This is a genomic window from Prauserella isguenensis (genome assembly GCF_014191605.1).
Lineage (GTDB): Bacteria > Actinomycetota > Actinomycetes > Mycobacteriales > Pseudonocardiaceae > Prauserella > Prauserella isguenensis.
The window spans coordinates 243,065-258,448 of the sequence record NZ_JACHWU010000004.1 but is presented as its reverse complement, the minus strand read 5'-3'; the positions used below and the strand labels follow the sequence as shown (position 1 = coordinate 258,448).

Annotated in this window: 15 protein-coding genes; 4 read left to right on the top strand and 11 right to left on the bottom strand. The window is 70.1% G+C overall.

Annotated features, from left to right (window positions below; all coding sequences use genetic code 11):
- Nucleotides 1–41 precede the first annotated feature (41 nt).
- From FHS23_RS17510 to FHS23_RS17500, 3 genes are read right to left on the bottom strand one after another with little or no spacing between them, the layout of a single operon-like run.
- Nucleotides 42–272 carry a hypothetical protein gene (locus tag FHS23_RS17510; RefSeq protein WP_183656888.1) on the bottom strand — a complete coding sequence of 77 codons (231 nt, stop codon included), beginning with the start codon at nucleotides 270–272 and terminating at the stop codon, nucleotides 42–44.
- Between the two features lie 30 nt (nucleotides 273–302).
- The gene (locus tag FHS23_RS17505; RefSeq protein ID WP_183656886.1) at nucleotides 303–1,421 is read right to left on the bottom strand and encodes a fatty acid desaturase family protein; all 1,119 of its coding nucleotides are present in this window, start codon (nucleotides 1,419–1,421) and stop codon (nucleotides 303–305) included.
- 10 nt (nucleotides 1,422–1,431) lie between these two features.
- Nucleotides 1,432–2,529, bottom strand: a complete 1,098-nt coding sequence (locus tag FHS23_RS17500; RefSeq protein ID WP_183656884.1) for a ferredoxin reductase — start codon at nucleotides 2,527–2,529, stop codon at nucleotides 1,432–1,434.
- A 124-nt stretch (nucleotides 2,530–2,653) separates the two neighbouring features.
- Between FHS23_RS17500 and FHS23_RS17495 the strand changes: the two genes are divergently transcribed.
- On the top strand, nucleotides 2,654–3,271 hold the full coding sequence (locus tag FHS23_RS17495; RefSeq protein ID WP_183656881.1) for a TetR family transcriptional regulator: 618 nt from the start codon (nucleotides 2,654–2,656) through the stop codon (nucleotides 3,269–3,271).
- A 126-nt stretch (nucleotides 3,272–3,397) separates the two neighbouring features.
- On the opposite strand, the gene FHS23_RS17490 is transcribed toward FHS23_RS17495, so the two are convergent.
- The 3 genes from FHS23_RS17490 to FHS23_RS17480 all read right to left on the bottom strand — a co-directional run bounded on the left by FHS23_RS17490 (nucleotide 3,398) and on the right by FHS23_RS17480 (nucleotide 6,282).
- Nucleotides 3,398–5,620 (bottom strand): heavy metal translocating P-type ATPase, encoded by a 2,223-nt coding sequence (locus FHS23_RS17490; protein WP_246382412.1) that lies wholly within the window; start codon nucleotides 5,618–5,620, stop codon nucleotides 3,398–3,400.
- Between the two features lie 131 nt (nucleotides 5,621–5,751).
- Nucleotides 5,752–5,958, bottom strand: a complete 207-nt coding sequence (locus FHS23_RS17485; protein WP_183656874.1) for a heavy-metal-associated domain-containing protein — start codon at nucleotides 5,956–5,958, stop codon at nucleotides 5,752–5,754.
- 42 nt (nucleotides 5,959–6,000) lie between these two features.
- Nucleotides 6,001–6,282 (bottom strand): metal-sensitive transcriptional regulator, encoded by a 282-nt coding sequence (locus tag FHS23_RS17480; protein WP_183656871.1) that lies wholly within the window; start codon nucleotides 6,280–6,282, stop codon nucleotides 6,001–6,003.
- 195 nt (nucleotides 6,283–6,477) lie between these two features.
- Here FHS23_RS17480 and FHS23_RS17475 point away from each other — a divergent pair, with 195 nt between their 5' ends.
- Nucleotides 6,478–6,918, top strand: coding sequence for an Hsp20/alpha crystallin family protein (locus tag FHS23_RS17475; RefSeq protein ID WP_183656868.1), 441 nt, complete (start codon nucleotides 6,478–6,480; stop codon nucleotides 6,916–6,918).
- A 169-nt stretch (nucleotides 6,919–7,087) separates the two neighbouring features.
- A complete protein-coding gene (locus FHS23_RS17470) occupies nucleotides 7,088–7,300 on the top strand; it encodes a Rho termination factor N-terminal domain-containing protein (protein WP_183656865.1) in 213 nt (70 codons plus the stop codon).
- 56 nt (nucleotides 7,301–7,356) lie between these two features.
- Here the strand turns inward: FHS23_RS17470 and FHS23_RS17465 are convergent, their stop codons facing one another.
- The 5 genes from FHS23_RS17465 to FHS23_RS17445 form a co-directional block, all read right to left on the bottom strand.
- Nucleotides 7,357–7,755: a hypothetical protein gene (locus tag FHS23_RS17465; protein WP_183656862.1), complete on the bottom strand. Its 399-nt coding sequence runs from the start codon at nucleotides 7,753–7,755 to the stop codon at nucleotides 7,357–7,359.
- 623 nt (nucleotides 7,756–8,378) lie between these two features.
- Nucleotides 8,379–9,512, bottom strand: coding sequence for an NAD(P)/FAD-dependent oxidoreductase (locus FHS23_RS17460; RefSeq protein WP_183656860.1), 1,134 nt, complete (start codon nucleotides 9,510–9,512; stop codon nucleotides 8,379–8,381).
- 82 nt (nucleotides 9,513–9,594) lie between these two features.
- A complete protein-coding gene (locus tag FHS23_RS17455) occupies nucleotides 9,595–10,473 on the bottom strand; it encodes an RNA polymerase sigma-70 factor (protein WP_183656857.1) in 879 nt (292 codons plus the stop codon).
- Between the two features lie 20 nt (nucleotides 10,474–10,493).
- Complete coding sequence (locus FHS23_RS17450) at nucleotides 10,494–13,088, bottom strand: ATP-dependent Clp protease ATP-binding subunit (protein ID WP_183656854.1); 2,595 nt, start codon at nucleotides 13,086–13,088, stop codon at nucleotides 10,494–10,496.
- 751 nt (nucleotides 13,089–13,839) lie between these two features.
- Nucleotides 13,840–14,763 carry a cupin domain-containing protein gene (locus FHS23_RS17445; RefSeq protein WP_183656851.1) on the bottom strand — a complete coding sequence of 308 codons (924 nt, stop codon included), beginning with the start codon at nucleotides 14,761–14,763 and terminating at the stop codon, nucleotides 13,840–13,842.
- A gap of 82 nt (nucleotides 14,764–14,845) precedes the next feature.
- Between FHS23_RS17445 and FHS23_RS17440 the strand changes: the two genes are divergently transcribed.
- The gene (locus FHS23_RS17440; protein ID WP_183656848.1) at nucleotides 14,846–15,286 is read left to right on the top strand and encodes a pyridoxamine 5'-phosphate oxidase family protein; all 441 of its coding nucleotides are present in this window, start codon (nucleotides 14,846–14,848) and stop codon (nucleotides 15,284–15,286) included.
- The last annotated feature ends 98 nt before the right edge of the window (nucleotides 15,287–15,384 follow it).

The following is a 15,384-nucleotide window of genomic DNA, read 5'->3' as shown; positions in this document are numbered from 1 at the left end:
GCCGCCCGCGGCGGGCCCACCGCCGACGCTCCGCGGTGTCGTCAGTGCTCCGCGGTGTCGTCAGCGCTCCGCGCGGTGTCCCGCTCGTCGTCGGCCACGGCCTTCCCGGACGCCTCGCGCATCTCGATCAGCTCGGTCATCCAGTCGCCCGTCTCGCGTGCGACGTCGCGCACCGCGCCCGTGATGATCCCGGCGATGTTGCCGACGTGCGACGCCGCCTGTTCGGTCAGCACCTGCACCGTGTCCTTGCCCGCTTCGAATCGGCCGACCATGTCACCGCTCCTTCGTCGTGTCTGCGGGCCTCACGCCGCAGCAGGTGTCCGGTCGCGCTCGACTGTAGCCGGTTCCGGCGTGGAGTCCCCGCTGCCGGGAAGCGCGAACTTGACGATCTTCCTCGCCACGGACCACAACTGCTTGTGCAACGGACCGGTGTGGTACGGCAGGCCGTATTTCGCGCAGATCGCCCGCACCTCACCGGCGATCTGCGGATACCGCCGGGCCGGGATGTCCGGGAACAGGTGATGCTCGATCTGATGCGAGAGGTTGCCGGACAGGACGTGGAAGAGCTTGCCGCCGGTGATGTTGGCCGAGCCGAGGATCTGGCGCAGGTACCACTGCCCCCTGGTCTCGTTCTCGGTCTCCTCCTCGGAGAAGCTCTCGACGTCGGCAGGGAAGTGCCCACAGAAGATGATGCCGAAGGCCCACAGGTTCCGCGTGAGGTTGGCCGCGGCGTTGCCTGCGAAGGTGAGCGGCGCCAACGGCCCGGTCAGCAGCGGGAACAGCACGTAGTCCTTGCCGATCTGCGTACCCATCTTCCGGCCGATGCGGCGGCGCTCCTCGCGGAACTCCGACCACTTCCGCTCCCCTTTGACGAGCCGGTCGACCTCGAGGTCGTGCAGCATGACGCCCCACTGGAAGAAGATCGCCAGCAGCGTCGCGTACACCGGGTTGCCGAGGTAGTACGGGTGCCACTTCTGCGCCGGGTCGATGCGCAGGATGCCGTACCCGACGTCGCGATCCTTGTCGACGATGTTGGTGTAGGTGTGGTGGATGTAGTTGTGGGAGTGCCGCCAGTTCTCGGCGGGCGCCACGTTGTCCCATTCGAACCGCTGCGAACTCAGCGCGGGGTCACGCGTCCAGTCGTACTGGCCGTGCATGACGTTGTGGCCGATCTCCATGTTGTCGAGGATCTTCGCCAGCGACAGCGCTCCCACTCCCGCGAGCCAGGCCGGCGGGAAGAACCCGGCGTACATCAGCGCGCGTCCGGTGACCTCGAGGCCGCGCTGGGTCTTGATGACGTTCTGGATGTACTCGACGTCGTCGGCGCCGAGGTCGGCGACGATCCGCGCGCGCAGCTCGTCCATCTCGCGGCCGAACTCCTCGACCTGTTGCGGCGTCAGCCGGTCCTGCAAGCCCGTCATGGGGTGGCTCCTAACAGTCGATGTCGACGTCACCGGCCGCGGCCGTGACGCACAGCTGGATTTCTTCGCCGTCCTCGGCGGACTCCTCGCCGGAAGCCGTGCGCACGACGCCGGAGACCTTCCGCTGGGTGCACGAGAAACAGATGCCCATGCGGCAGCCGTGTTCGGGCGACAGTCCGGCGTCCTCCGCCTGTTCGAGGAGGGTTCTGCCGTCGTTCTCGACGTCCACGCCGCTGCGCGCGAACCGGATGCGCCCGCCGACCTCGGAGGTGTTGACCGTCAGCACCGGCGGCGTGAACTCCTCGGTGTGCAGGTGTTCACTGATCCCCGTGTCGGCGTAGAGCGCGCGCACGGACTCCATCAGCGACGGCGGGCCGCAGAGGTACGTGGTGGCGCGGGCGAACCACGGCGCGACCCGGCGGAGATGCTCAGCGGTGAAGTGACCGTCGGCCGCCGTGTACCGCACGTGGATGCGCACGCCGCGGCGCGCCGCGAGCTCGTCCAGCTCCTCGACGTACGGCACGTCGGCCGGGGTCCGCGCGTAGTACAGCAGCGATACCTCGCCGGGGTACCGTTCGTCGACCAGCGTCCGCAGCATCGACAGCACCGGCGTGATACCGCTACCTCCCGCGATGAGCACGATCGAGTCCGGCCGGCGCTCGGGCAGCGCGAACGTGCCGTCCGCGGACGAGAGTCCCAGCACCATGCCCACGTGGCCGCGTTCGTGCAGGTGACGCGAGACGAGCCCGCCCTCGTGGGCCTTGACGGTGAACTCCAGTTCGCCGTCGCGATGCGCGCTGCCTGCCGGCGAGTAGCACCGCGTGCGCCGTACGCCGTCGATGTCGACGGTGACGCGCACGAACTGGCCGGCGGCGAACCCCTGCCACGCCCTGCTCGGACGCACCGTGAGCGTGATCGAGTCCTTCGTCGGCCTGCACAGGGCCACGACCTCGCCGCGGATCTCCCTGCGCACCAGCATCGGATCGATCAGCTCGAGGTAGCGGTCGACCCCGTGCGGGGTCAGCAGCCGCTCTGCCAGCGACGCGAGCGAGGAGGGCAACGTTCCCGGCCGGGTCGCCGCACGCCGCACCACTGTGCGCATCGCCATGTCACGCCTCCGTTTTCAGTGAACGACTGTACACTCAATCTTGGAGACGATCACGGGGAGGCGCAAGGTGGACAGGGCGGATGTGAACGGGGTTACAGCACGGGCCGACGTATGCTCGACGGCCATGACGGCCCCGGAGACCCGCAACGAGCGCAAGGAACGCACCCGCCGCGCGCTGCTCGACGCCGCGCTGCGCCAGGCGTCCGAGCGGGGATTCGCAGCGTTGAGCCTGCGGGAGATCACCAAGCAGGCCGGTGTGGTGCCGACGGCGTTCTACCGGCATTTCGAGTCGATGGACGAACTGGGCGTCACGCTCGTCGAGGAGTCCATGCGCACGCTGCGGACGATGATCCGCGGTGCACGCAACACCCCCGGTGGCTCGGCCGACCTGATCCGCGCGTCGGTACGCACGTTGTCGGAGCACGTGCGTTCACACGGGGAGCACTACTGGTTCCTGGTGCGGGAGCGCTACGGCGGCACCGGAGCGGTGCGCCAGACCATCGGTGTGGAACTGAAGCTCCTCACGGGCGAGCTGGCCGTCGACCTCGCACGCTTCGAGGGGCTGCGCGACTGGTCCACCGACGACCTACGCATGCTGGCCGATCTCATCGTGTCCGCGATGCTCGCGACCGTGCTCGAACTACTGGAGGCACGACCCGGCGCGGATGCGGAGATCACGGCTGACGCCGAGCGCAAACTGCGCCTGATCTTCCTCGGCGTACCGCACTGGCGCAGCCGCTGAACTCCCCACGCCCGAGCACCCTTCACCGGCTCGCTGACGCGTGCCTGTACCTGAATGCCCCCAAGGTGCCCTTGCGGGCGCACCGCCGTGGGGCGCCCGGGGCATCTCGGGGGCATGCGAAGCCGCTCAGGTGAAGCGGCGCAGGCGCAAGCTGTTCGTCACCACGAACACCGAGCTGAGCGCCATCGCCGCACCCGCGAGCATCGGGTTCAGCAGCCCGGCCGCTGCGAGCGGCAGCGCCGCGACGTTGTAGCCGAACGCCCAGAACAGGTTGCCCTGGATGGTGCGCAGGGTCCGGCGGGACAACCGGATCGCGTCGGCCGCCGCGGTGAGGTCGCCGCGCACCAGAGTCAGGTCGCCCGCCTCGATCGCGACGTCCGTGCCGGTGCCCATCGCCAATCCGAGGTCGGCGCGGGCCAGCGCGGCGGCGTCGTTCACCCCGTCGCCGATCATGGCGACGACGCGGCCCTCGGACTGCAACCGCTGCACGACGGCCACCTTGTCCTCGGGCAGCACCTCGGCGATCACGTCGGCCGGGTCGTCGATGCCCACCTGCGTGGCGACGGCCCGCGCCACCGCCTCGTTGTCACCGGTCAGCAGCACCGGACGCAGACCCAGCGACCGCATCCGGCGGACCGCTTCGGCCGAGGTCGCCTTGATCTCGTCGGTGACGACGAGCACGGCACGGGCCTCGCCGTCCCATCCCGCGATCACCGCGGTGCCGCCGGCACGCTCCGCGGCCTCCTTGGCGGCCACAAGCTCGTCCGGCAGTGTCAGACTCCACTCCCGGGCCAGCGCTTCCCTGCCGACGACGACGGCGTGCCCGTCGACGACACCGTGCACACCGAGTCCGTTGGTCATGGCGAAGTCGCTCGCCTCGGGCAGGTCGCCGACGTCGCGTGTCGCCGCGTCCGCGATCGCACGAGCGATCGGGTGCTGCGAGGCGTTCTCGACGGCACCCGCCAGCCGCAACGCCTCAGCCCGGTCGGTGCCCTCCGCGACGTGCACGGCGCCGACGGTCATCGCCGCAGTGGTGACGGTGCCGGTCTTGTCGAGCACGACCGTGTCGACGCGCCGCGTGGATTCGAGCACCTCGGGGCCCTTGATGAGGATGCCGAGCTGCGCCCCTCGGCCGGTTCCGACGAGCAACGCGGTCGGGGTCGCCAGACCCAGCGCACACGGGCAGGCGATGATCAGCACCGCGACGGCCGCGGTGAACGCCGCCTCGACGGCGCCGCCTGCGACCAGCCAGCCGACGAGGGTGCCCACGGCGAGCACGACGACGATCGGCACGAACACCCCGGAGATGCGGTCGGCGAGCCGCTGCACGGCGGCTTTGCCCGCCTGGGCGTCCTCGACGAGCCTGGCCATCTGGGCCAGGCGGGTGTCCCCGCCGACACGGGTCGCCTCGACCACGAGCCTGCCGCCCTGGTTGACGGTCGCCCCGACGACGGTGTCCCCCTCGGTGACCTCGACCGGCACGGACTCGCCGGTGAGCATGCTCGCGTCGACCGCCGAGACGCCGTCGACGACGACACCGTCGGTGGCGATCTTCTCCCCGGGCCGCACGACGAACCGGTCCCCGACACCGAGATGGTCGACGGGGATGCGCTCCTCGTGACCGCCCCGCAGCACGCCGACGTTCTTGGCGCCGAGGTCCAGCAGCGCCCGCAGCGCCGCGCCGGCCCGCCGCTTGGCGCGCGCCTCGAAGTAGCGTCCCGCCAACAGGAACGTGGTGACGCCCGCGGCGACCTCGAGGTAGATGTTGGCACTGCCGTCGCCACGTTCGATCGTGAACTCGAACGCGTGCGTCATGCCGGGCATGCCCGCGTTGCCGAAGAACAACGCGTACAGCGACCAGGCGAACGCCGCGGACACGCCCATCGACACGAGCGTGTCCATCGTCGCCGCGCCGTGCCGCAGGTTGACGAGCGCGGCACGGTGGAACGGCCACGCCGCCCACACCACGACAGGCGAGGCCAGCGCGAGCGAGGCCCATTGCCAGTTCGCGAACTGCAGTGGCGGCACCATCGCCAGCACGATCACCGGCAGCGACAGCACGACCGCGCCGATGAGCCGCTGCCGCAGCGTGTCCGCGTCCCGGACCGCGGGTTCGGCCGTCGCCCGCTCGCCGTCGGACCCGGCGGCCTCAGCGGCCTCGGCCTGCGGCGGCGCGGGCAGCGCGGCCTGGTAGCCCGCGGCTTCGACCGCCTCGACCAGCCGGTCCGGTGATACCCCTGCGGGGTAGGTGACGCGTGCCTTCTCGGTCGCGTAGTTGACCGACGCAGCCACGCCGTCGAGCTTGCCCAGCTTGCGTTCGATGCGGTTCGCGCACGAAGCACACGTCATGCCACTGATCGCGAGCTCGATCTGCTGCTCCGCCGCCGGGGTCTCCCCGGCGGCCGCGGCGCCCTCCGGCGCCCGAGATGCGGCCGTCATCACCGCCTCCTTCTCAGGTCATCCCTCGCGGGCGTACGGCCTCACGCGGTCAGCGTGTACCCGGCTTCTTCCACCGCGGAGCGCACCGCGTCGTCCGACAGTTCGGCGTCACTGCTCACCGTCACGGCCCCGGTCCCGAGGTCGACGTTCACGCCCTGCACCCCATCGAGCTCGCCGACCTCCTCGGTCACCGACGCCACACAGTGCTGGCAGGTCATTCCGGTCACGGTGTAGGTCTTCTCGAACATCTCGCCTCATCCCTCCTGCGGAGATCCCCTGTGGTTTCGCGGTCACGAGCGCACGAGGCGGGCGATCGCCTCACTGGCCTCGCGGACCTTCTCGTCGGCGGCGTCGCCGCCCTCGGCGACGGCTTCGGCGACGCAATGCTTCAGATGCTCGTCCAGCAGGCCGAGCGACAGTGACTGCAGTGCCTTCGTCGCAGCCGAGACCTGCGTGAGGATGTCGATGCAGTACTCGTCGTCGTCGACCATCCGCTGCAGCCCGCGGATCTGCCCTTCGATCCGGCGCAGCCGCTTGAGGTAGGCGTCCTTGTCGCCGCTGTAGCCCCGCATGACGTCACTCCTTCGTTCGGACGCCACCACCGTATACCCCCTACCCCTATGCGGCAACTGCGGGGGCGCTGATCTGCCGAGACACCACCTTGAGTAGTCGGGGCTCAACTTTGGGAACAAAGGACGCCGCAACTGTCGTTGGACGAGACGACAGGCCCGAGTCGCGGGCCTCGAGCCCGAGAAGGGATGAGCGACATGGCATTCCCGGTTCTGCACACCCGCGCCCCGCGCCGGCTGCACACCACGATCCCGGCCTGGAGCCCGCTGCGTGAGCTCGACGAGCTGCAGCGGCTGCTGACCGCCGACGCGGACGGCGCACCGCAGGCGTGGTCACCCGCGGCCGATGTCCGCGAGACCGACGAGGAGTACGTCGTCGAGATCGAGGTGCCGGGCGTGAAGCGCGAGGACATCGCGGTCGACCTGGCCGACGGAACCTTGACCGTCACGGGCGAGACCACCGAGCGCGAGGGTCACTTCCGGCGCCGCACGCGCCGCACGGGCCAGTTCCGGTACGCAGCCACCCTGCCCGAGGGCGTCGACACCGAGCAGGTTGGTGCCGAACTCGCCGACGGCGTGCTGACCGTGCGCGTGCCGAAACGACCCGAGGACACGGCGCGCCGGATCGAGATCACGTGACCGAGACGACGTGAGCCACAGTCGGGGCCGGAATCCGCGATGCGGTTTCCGGCTCCGCGCGTGGCCGATCCTGTGCCACCGCTCACAACGACAACGCCGGTTTCGTCCTCAGTGGACGATCACGGAACGCGGTCGGTTTGGAAACCGCGCCGCCGGGTACGTGCCTAATATGGTGCACATTCCGGAACAGCAGAACGATCTCGACGCGAGCATGGCCGAACTCGCCGAAGCGGCGCGAGCCGTCGGCATTCCCTCCACGGCCCACATGAACAAGGCGGAACTGATCGAGGCGATCAGGCAGCAACACGAGACGAACGCCGTGCTGAGGGTCGACCGGCAACGCACCGACGAGCAGCGACCGACCGCGGGGACGGCTCCGTGACATTCCGCCCGGCCCGTCGACCGGGCGAGGGCGTCACCGTACGACGGTGAACGGCGTCACTGGGTGACGAGCGAACGACTGGCCAGCTCCGCGGTGTGGAGCTCGCGGCCGAGCTGGGCCGCCATCCGCTGCGCGCGCGCCAGTGCCGCGGCCGCTTCGAAGGTCGACTGCGCCAACTCGCCGTAGGCCGCGTCCTCACCGACGTTTCCCGACCACAGCTGCTGCTCGAGCCACGTGCCGGACTCGGGGAGGAACCGAGCCAGATTCTCCGCGAGTTGGCGGAGCGAACCCAGCACCTCGTGCAGCTCCGCCTCGTTCTCGGCGCGCGGGTGACTCCCGCGGCGCGCCGCCCACTGCTGCAGGGTGCGCGTCGCGTCCTCCGCGCGGGCGGCCAGCACGCCGGGGTCGGCCGTGGCGCCCACGTTCGTCTGGTCGGCGTTGCCGGATGCGGTCATGGCTGTTCCCTACGGTCTCGACACAAAGATCGGTGAAAGCACGAACACGAGTGACTCGGGGCCGGAAAACCTCCGGGAAGAATCCGCGCTTGCACCCACGTTAACGTCCAGTAGTCACGGTTTCTGCCGCGATGTGGCGAAGCTCAAGTTTCGCCGGCCCGCGGCCGGCGAAACCGATTCCGGCCTTTCCCGGCGGCGGACGAAGATCGAATTCAGCGGAAACCACGCGCATCGTCGGATTCGTACCAGCTCGGAACGGTGTCGCACGGCCCGCGGTGGGCGAGCCGAGCGAGCACCCCGACTGCTGGGTCATCCCCGGAGCAGTCCGGCATGATTCGTGGCGCGATGCGTTTCGGACAGGCTGTCCACCATGATCGTGTATTCCGAAATGTGGTCGGCCGAGCGCGCTTCGTCACGGAGGAGTTCTGTCACCCGCTACCCGATCACCCGAACCCGCGGTCGCGAACGACCGCGGGCGAGCGCCCCTTTTTCCTCTCGTGCTAGCTCGTCGATTCGAGCGGATTCTGCACCGCGGAACCGGACCTACGCGGCATCGCCCCGTGGCCGGGCGATGCCGCCTTCACGACACCGTGCGGCACTCCTCGGAGGCCGGACCGCCGAGCTCACATCGAGACGGTGCGCGCAGGGCGATACGGCCCTGGGTGCGCCGAGAACCATGACGCGCCCCGCACCACGGCCTCCTTGTACGACGCGGCCGCCCGCCCGGTCAGGATCATCCGATGTGGACGGTCGTCGCCGTCGACGGCCTGGATCACGCCGTTCCTTCTGCCGAGGCTGATGCATTGGTTGACGTACCGGAAACGCAGGCTTGCAGGCTTACGTTCCGCCAGTCGGTCGGCGATCGCCGTCCCCGTGACCGCACTCATCGGCAACGCCGTCGCGCACGCCATGCGGAAGGAACGTCCGTTCGGCAACTCCGGCACAGCCGCGTCTCCGACCGCGTAGACGTGCGGATGGGACACCGAACGCAACGTCCCGTCCACGCGGATCCGGCCCGTGTCGTCGACGGCCAGTCCGGCTCCGGCCGCCAGCGACGGCACGGCGAAACCCGTGCACGCCAGGGTGAGGCCCGCGCCGACGGCCCGGCCGTCGGTCAGCCGCACCGCACCTCCCCGGACGTCGGTGACCGAGCCGCGGACGACCTCGATTCCGAGCCTCGCGAAGACGCGCCGGAGATGCCGCTGAGCCCGGTGCGACAACCACGCCCCCGGGTCTACATCGGACACCATGCGTACGCACGCTGCCGGATACCGTTCGGCGAGCTCGGTCGCGGCCTCGATACCCGTCAGCCCGCCGCCGACGACCGCCACGGTGCCGTGTTCGGCCGCCAGTTCGCCGACGCGATCGCGCACCCGCCACGCGTCGTCCACCGTGGCCAGCGTGACGGCGTCGTCCGGTGCGGGCGCCGCGTGGCTGCCGAGCGCGTAGACGAGCGTGTCGTACGGCAGCCGCCCCGCATCGGACGCGGCGTCACCGTCCAGCACGACCTCCCGCCGCTCGAGGTCGATGCCACCGGCTCTGGCCACGACGACGGTGACATCGGGACGCAGCCGCTGCCCGAGCGGCTGCAGGGCGATCGACTCCCCTGCCGCGACCTGATGCAGCCGCACCCGTTCGACGAACGTGGCGCGTTCGTTGACCAGCGTCACGTCGGCACCGTCGAGCCTGCGGGCCAGGCGGTTCGCCGCGGTCACGCCCGCGTAGCCGCCGCCGAGGATCACGATCCGATGGGCCATGAGGAACTCCTTCCAACCGAGGACGTCACCTCATGAACCGCACAGCGGTGCGAGAACTGACAGCGAGCCACCGTGGGGCGCGTCACACTCCAGACCGCGGCGCGGCGAGCCGGGTGAGCTTGTCCGGGTTGGCGACGAGGTAGACGTCCGCGATCGCACCGTCGACGATGTGCAGCGATACGGCGAGCATGTTCGCCCCGTCGACCGACGCCACCAGGCCCGGCATCCCGTTGATCTCGAGCACGTCCACTTCGAGGCCCGGGATGTCCCTGCTCATCCAGGACAGGTAACGCGTCACGCGCTCGGCGCCCGACACCGGGTTCCGGGCGGCCGACACCTTGCCGCCGCCGTCGGCCCACGCGACGACGTCGTCGGCGAACATGCTGCGCAACGCCTCCTGATCACCGCCGCGGGCCGCGAACAGAAAGCGCTCGGTGATCCGCCGACATTCGTCGACCGAGGTGGTGAACCGGGCCCTGCCGTCGGCCACGTGCCCGCGCGCCCTGCGGTACAGCTGCTGACTGGAGGCCTCCGTGATGCCGAGCTTGTCGGCGATCTCGGCGTGCGCGTGGCCGAACGCCTCCCTCAGCACGAACACCGCCCGCTCCGGCGGCGTCAGCCGTTCGAGTATGTGGAGCATCGCCATCGACACGGACTCGCGTTCGGCGACGGTCGTCAGCGGCTGTTCGGTGACGACCGGCTCCGGCAGCCAGGGCCCCACGTACTCCTCGCGTCGGGCCCTGGCCGACGTGAGCCGGTTCAGGCACACGTTGGTCAACACCCTCGTCAGCCAGGCGACCGGTTCGCGGACCTCGCCGTGAGCGGCTCCCGACCAGCGGACGAAGGTGTCCTGGACGGCGTCCTCGGCATCGGCCACGGTGCCGAGCATGCGGTAGGCGATGGCCAACAGTCGGCCACGCGCCTCCTCGAAGAGGCCTGCGTACTCGTCGGCGAGGGACACGCCGTCACCGTAACCGGTGTTCAGACCTCGGCGCGGGCGACGGCGTCGAACGTCAGGCCGTCGTCCCCGACATCGACACGCACCGTTGCTCCCTCGGTGATCTCCCCGCCGAGCAGCATCCGCGACAGGACGTTGTCGACCTCACGCTGGATCGTGCGCCGCAGCGGACGGGCACCGTACTCGGGCTGGTAGCCGGCGTCGGCCAGCCAACGCACGGCCTCCTGGGTGACGTCCACCTCGACGTCCTGCGCCCGCGCCTTGCGCCGCGTCTCCTCCAGCAGCAACGAGGTCACCTGCTCCAGCTGGTCCGAGGTGAGCTTGCGGAACACGATGATCTCGTCGATGCGGTTGAGGAACTCCGGCCGGAAGTTGTCGCGCAACCTGCGCATGAGCCGTTCGCGGAGCGGCTCGTCGTCGTTGTCGCCGCCGCCAGCCGCGGCGAACCCGAGCGCTCCCTGGGTGCCGCTGAGCACGAGTTCCGACCCGATGTTGCTCGTCATGATCAGTACCGTGTTGGTGAAGTTCACCGTGCGCCCGCGGCCGTCGGTGAGCCTGCCGTCGTCGAGGACCTGCAACAGGACGTTGAACACCTCGGGGTGGGCCTTCTCGATCTCGTCGAGCAGCACCACGGAGTACGGCGTGCGCCGGACCGCCTCGGTGAGCTGGCCCGCCTCCTCGTAACCGACGTACCCCGGCGGGGCGCCGATCAGCCGGGAAACGGTGTGCCGTTCGCCGTACTCCGACATGTCGAGCCGGATCATGCGGTGGTCGTCGCCGAACAGTGCCTCGGCGAGGGCTCGGGCGAGCTCGGTCTTGCCCACGCCCGTCGGCCCGAGGAACAGGAAGCTGCCGGACGGCCGGTCTGGTTCGGCGAGACCCGCCCGGGTACGGCGGACGGCCTCCGAGATCGCCTCCACCGCCTCGTCCTGGCCGATGACGCGGCTGTGCAGGTGCTGTTCCAGGTTGAGCAGCCGCTCGCGTTCCTCCTGGGTCAACTGCGCCACCGGAATGCCGGTCAGCCGCGACACGATCTCCGCGATGTCGACGGAGCCGACCTCGGCCTCGCCGGACGGCCGGTCCTCGTTGCGCGCCTGCTCGATGCGTTCCCGCAGGTCGTTGATCTCGTCCCGCAACGACGACGCACGTTCGTAGTGCTCCTCGCTCACCGCCTGGTCGCGGTCGCGGGACAACTGCTCGAGACGGTCCTGCATCTCCGTCAGGCCCTCGGGGCGCCGCGCCGAGCGCATGCGTACCCGCGCGCCCGCCTGGTCGATGAGATCGATCGCCTTGTCCGGCAGGTAACGGTCGGTGACGTACCGGTCGGACATCGTGACCGCGGCGCTGAGCGCCTCGTCGGTGAACCGCACCTGGTGATGGGCCTCGTACTGGTCACGCAGGCCGTGCACGATCTTCAGCGCGTCCTCGACGGTCGGTTCCGCGACGAGGATCGGCTGGAACCGGCGTTCGAACGCGGGATCGGTCTCGATGTTGGTCCGGTACTCGTCCAGCGTCGTCGCCCCGACGATGTGCAGCTCGCCTCGGGCCAGTGCCGGCTTGAGCATGTTGCCCGCACCCATGGACCCTTCCGACGAGCCCGCGCCCACGACCATGTGCAGCTCGTCGATGAACACGATCAGCTCGTCACGGTGTTCGCGGATCTCGTTCAGCAATGCCGTCATCCGCTCCTCGAAGTCGCCGCGGTAGCGCGTACCCGCGACCATCGCCGTGAGATCCAGCTGGACCACCCGGCGGTCGCCGAGGATGTCCGGCACCTGCCGGTCGCAGACGCGCTGGGCGAGACCCTCCACGATGGCGGTCTTACCGACACCCGCCTCGCCGATGAGCACCGGATTGTTCTTGGTCCGGCGCGACAGCACCTCGATGGTCTGCTCGATCTCCGTGTCCCTGCCGACCACCGGGTCGAGTTCGCCGCCGGCGGCCAGCGCGGTGAGGTCGCGGCCGTACTGGTCGAGCGTCGGCGTGTTCCCCGAATCGCCACTGCTCGACGCCCCAGAGCCGCCACCGCGGGCGGTGGTCTGCCCGGGCTGCGACGCCGTGGAGGCTCCGCCCGGCTCCGGCCCCGCCAACGCGCGGCGGATCGTCTCGGGCGTCACGCCCGCGTCGCCGAGCATCCGCCCCGCCGGGGAGTCCTGGTGCGCCACGAGCGCCAGCAGCACGTGCTCGGGGCCGATGTAGCTCGAGCGCAACTGCCGGGAGATCTGATGGGCGTCCATGAGGATGCGTTTGGCACCGGGCGTGAGGATCGGTGCGGTGGTCGGACCGCTCTGCGGACGACTCTGATCGTCGACGGCCCGCTCACCGATCCGGCTCGCGAGCGCGTCGGGGTCGCCGCCCGCACGCTGGACGAGTTCGCGGCTGCTCGGCACCTGTGTCGCGCCCCAGAGCAGGTGGGTCGAGTCGAGCTCGCCGCGGCCCTGCTTGCCGACCTGTTGCACCGCGGCCGACAGCAGCGCCAGCGCCTGCTCGCTCATCAACCGCGTGATGCCCAACGGAGCCTGCCGCCCGGGAACCGCGCCGCGGCTCGACCCGCCGAAGAACTGGGCGAGAAACTGATCGAACGGGCTCGAACCGGGTTCGCCGAAGAAGCCGGACATCGACAGCATCCTCCTAACCGATGGCGCAATCTGCCCGGCACGGCTACCCACAGAGCCGAGGTGTCAACCAGCCCGTCCGCGCCGCACCCTCCGGCCCCCGCGTGTTGCAGATCCCGGGGCCCGTGTTGCGCCCTCCGGGGCCCGTGTTGCAGATCCCCGGGCGCGTGTTGCGTTCTCCAGGGACCGTGTTGCAGATCTCCGGGCGCGTGTCCTGCACTCGGGCACGCGTGTTCTGCACGAGGCGTTCGCCAGGCGCAACCGGTCACCCGCGTGACGCCGAAGCTCGTGACCGCACACCGGAACGGCACCGTGCAGGGCTTTCCACCGAGCATGGTGGGCGGCCTGCCACACGCTCGCCGCCCACGCGACCTCCTGTTCAGCGGCTGTGAACCGGCGACCGCGCACGCGCCGGTACCGGTCGAGGAACGCCTGCGAGCTGTCGATCGGCGCCAGCGTCGCAGGCCGTGCCCGGCGGCGGCGAATCCGCCACTCGCTGCACCGGCCAGCGCCGCCTCGGGTTGCCGGGCGAGGCTGTCCCAGTCGTGCACGACGGAAATGCCCGCTTTCCGTCCAGCGGAGGTTCTGGGCTCGTGCACGTCCTGAGGCACGTCGTCCTGATCCCGACCATCGAGGCCCGCAACGGAAGGCCACAGCCCCGGAGCGCTCTGCCACATCCGGCGTGTTTCGCGGCTCGGCGCGCTGCGGCTCGCGAGCGCACAGGACCGCAACACCGGCTGGGAGTACGTCCGCGCTAACCGGTCGCCGCTCTGCGGAAATCGCTGGGGTTGACGCCGCGGACCCGCTTGAACGCCGCGCTGAACCCGAACGGATCGGAGTAGCCGACCGCGTGCGCCACGTCGGCGATCGTCGCCGAACTGCGCTCGACCAGCATCTCCGCGGCGAGCGTCATCCGCCAGCGAATGAGATACGCCAACGGCGGTTCGCCCATGATGTCGGCGAACCGTTTGGCCAGGGTGGACCGTGAGACGCGGGCGCGTTCGGCAAGCGCGGCGACCGTCCACGGCGCCGCGGGTTCTGCGTGTATCCACCGCAACGACTCGCCGACGACCGGGTCGTGCTGCGCCGCCCACCACGCCGGCGGGTCGGTGTCGGGCCGGTCGAACCACTCACGCAACGTGCAGACCAACATCCAGTCGAGCAGCCGGTCGAGGACCACCTGCTGGCCCGGCCGGTCGATCGACACCTCGTCCGCGACGTGGTCCAGCACACCGTCGCCGGTACCGCCACCGTCCACACGCAACACGTCGGGCAGTGTTTCCAGCAGCATGCGGCTGATCTCGCCATGTACCGGGTAGGCGCCGACGATCAACGTCACGCCGCCCTCGCCGGTGTCGTGCCACCCGCGGCGATGCCGTGTTCCGCCCTCGCCGGGGACCGCACACTGCTGCCCGCAGTCGACCGGCTCGGCGCCGGTGTCGACGTCGTCGACGAAGCGGAACGGCTCCGGACCGCGGACAACGACCGTGTCGCGATCACGCAGCGGCACCGGCCGCCCGCCGTCCGGGACGATCCACCCCGCTCCGCCGAGCACTGTGCACAAGGTCAGCGGTGCACCGTCGACGAACCGCAACGACCACGGCGGTGTCAGGACCGAGCTGCCGAAGAGCGATCCGTGTGCACGCACGCCGCGGATCAGATCGTCGAAGACATCCACCCTGCCGACAGTAGACGAATACACAGGCGATTCGGCGTTCTGCCTATGGGATCGTCCGAGAGACTGGGCTTCACTGGGGTACATGAGCATGGACACCGCGTCACCCGCATCGTCTTTGACGGCCGACGACTTGGCATTCCTTCGGCGCCCACTGCAGGGGTTCTTCACCGTTGCGGCCGGACCACTCCCGCCGCAGCCCCGACCGCTGTGGTTCGAGGCGGCCGACGACGGCACGATCCAGCTGTTCACCGACCCGGACGCACCCAAGGTCCGACGGCTGCGGCAGGACCCGCGCGCCTCGATCGTCGTCGCCTCACCGGTGGGCGAGCCCGAACACTGGGTGTCGGTGGCGGGCCCGGTCACGATCGAGTCGGAAGGTGCGCACGCGCTGCTGGAACGTCTCGCCGCCCGGTACTGGGATCTCGACGACCCCGCACGCGCCGCCCAGCTCGCCGAGATGCGCACGGCGGACTGGTTGCGGATCGCGGTCCACCCCGCGTCCGTCCGCCGCGTGGCCGGGTGACGACTCCCGGACGCAGCCGCACCTCACGCCGACGAGAAGCGACGGCCGGCGACGGGGCACCTTCGCTCCCCGGAACGCAACACCGTCTCCTGAAACCG

Bases quoted from the DNA above. Each gene is read 5' to 3' on its own strand.
- FHS23_RS17510 (WP_183656888.1), bottom strand. From the start codon at position 272: ATGGTCGGCCGATTCGAAGCGGGCAAGGACACGGTGCAGGTGCTGACC.
- FHS23_RS17505 (WP_183656886.1), bottom strand. From the start codon at position 1,421: ATGACGGGCTTGCAGGACCGGCTGACGCCGCAACAGGTCGAGGAGTTC.
- FHS23_RS17500 (WP_183656884.1), bottom strand. From the start codon at position 2,529: ATGGCGATGCGCACAGTGGTGCGGCGTGCGGCGACCCGGCCGGGAACG.
- FHS23_RS17495 (WP_183656881.1), top strand. From the start codon at position 2,654: ATGACGGCCCCGGAGACCCGCAACGAGCGCAAGGAACGCACCCGCCGC.
- FHS23_RS17490 (WP_246382412.1), bottom strand. From the start codon at position 5,620: ATGACGTGTGCTTCGTGCGCGAACCGCATCGAACGCAAGCTGGGCAAG.
- FHS23_RS17485 (WP_183656874.1), bottom strand. From the start codon at position 5,958: ATGTTCGAGAAGACCTACACCGTGACCGGAATGACCTGCCAGCACTGT.
- FHS23_RS17480 (WP_183656871.1), bottom strand. From the start codon at position 6,282: ATGCGGGGCTACAGCGGCGACAAGGACGCCTACCTCAAGCGGCTGCGC.
- FHS23_RS17475 (WP_183656868.1), top strand. From the start codon at position 6,478: ATGGCATTCCCGGTTCTGCACACCCGCGCCCCGCGCCGGCTGCACACC.
- FHS23_RS17470 (WP_183656865.1), top strand. From the start codon at position 7,088: ATGGTGCACATTCCGGAACAGCAGAACGATCTCGACGCGAGCATGGCC.
- FHS23_RS17465 (WP_183656862.1), bottom strand. From the start codon at position 7,755: ATGACCGCATCCGGCAACGCCGACCAGACGAACGTGGGCGCCACGGCC.
- FHS23_RS17460 (WP_183656860.1), bottom strand. From the start codon at position 9,512: ATGGCCCATCGGATCGTGATCCTCGGCGGCGGCTACGCGGGCGTGACC.
- FHS23_RS17450 (WP_183656854.1), bottom strand. From the start codon at position 13,088: ATGTCCGGCTTCTTCGGCGAACCCGGTTCGAGCCCGTTCGATCAGTTT.
- FHS23_RS17440 (WP_183656848.1), top strand. From the start codon at position 14,846: ATGAGCATGGACACCGCGTCACCCGCATCGTCTTTGACGGCCGACGAC.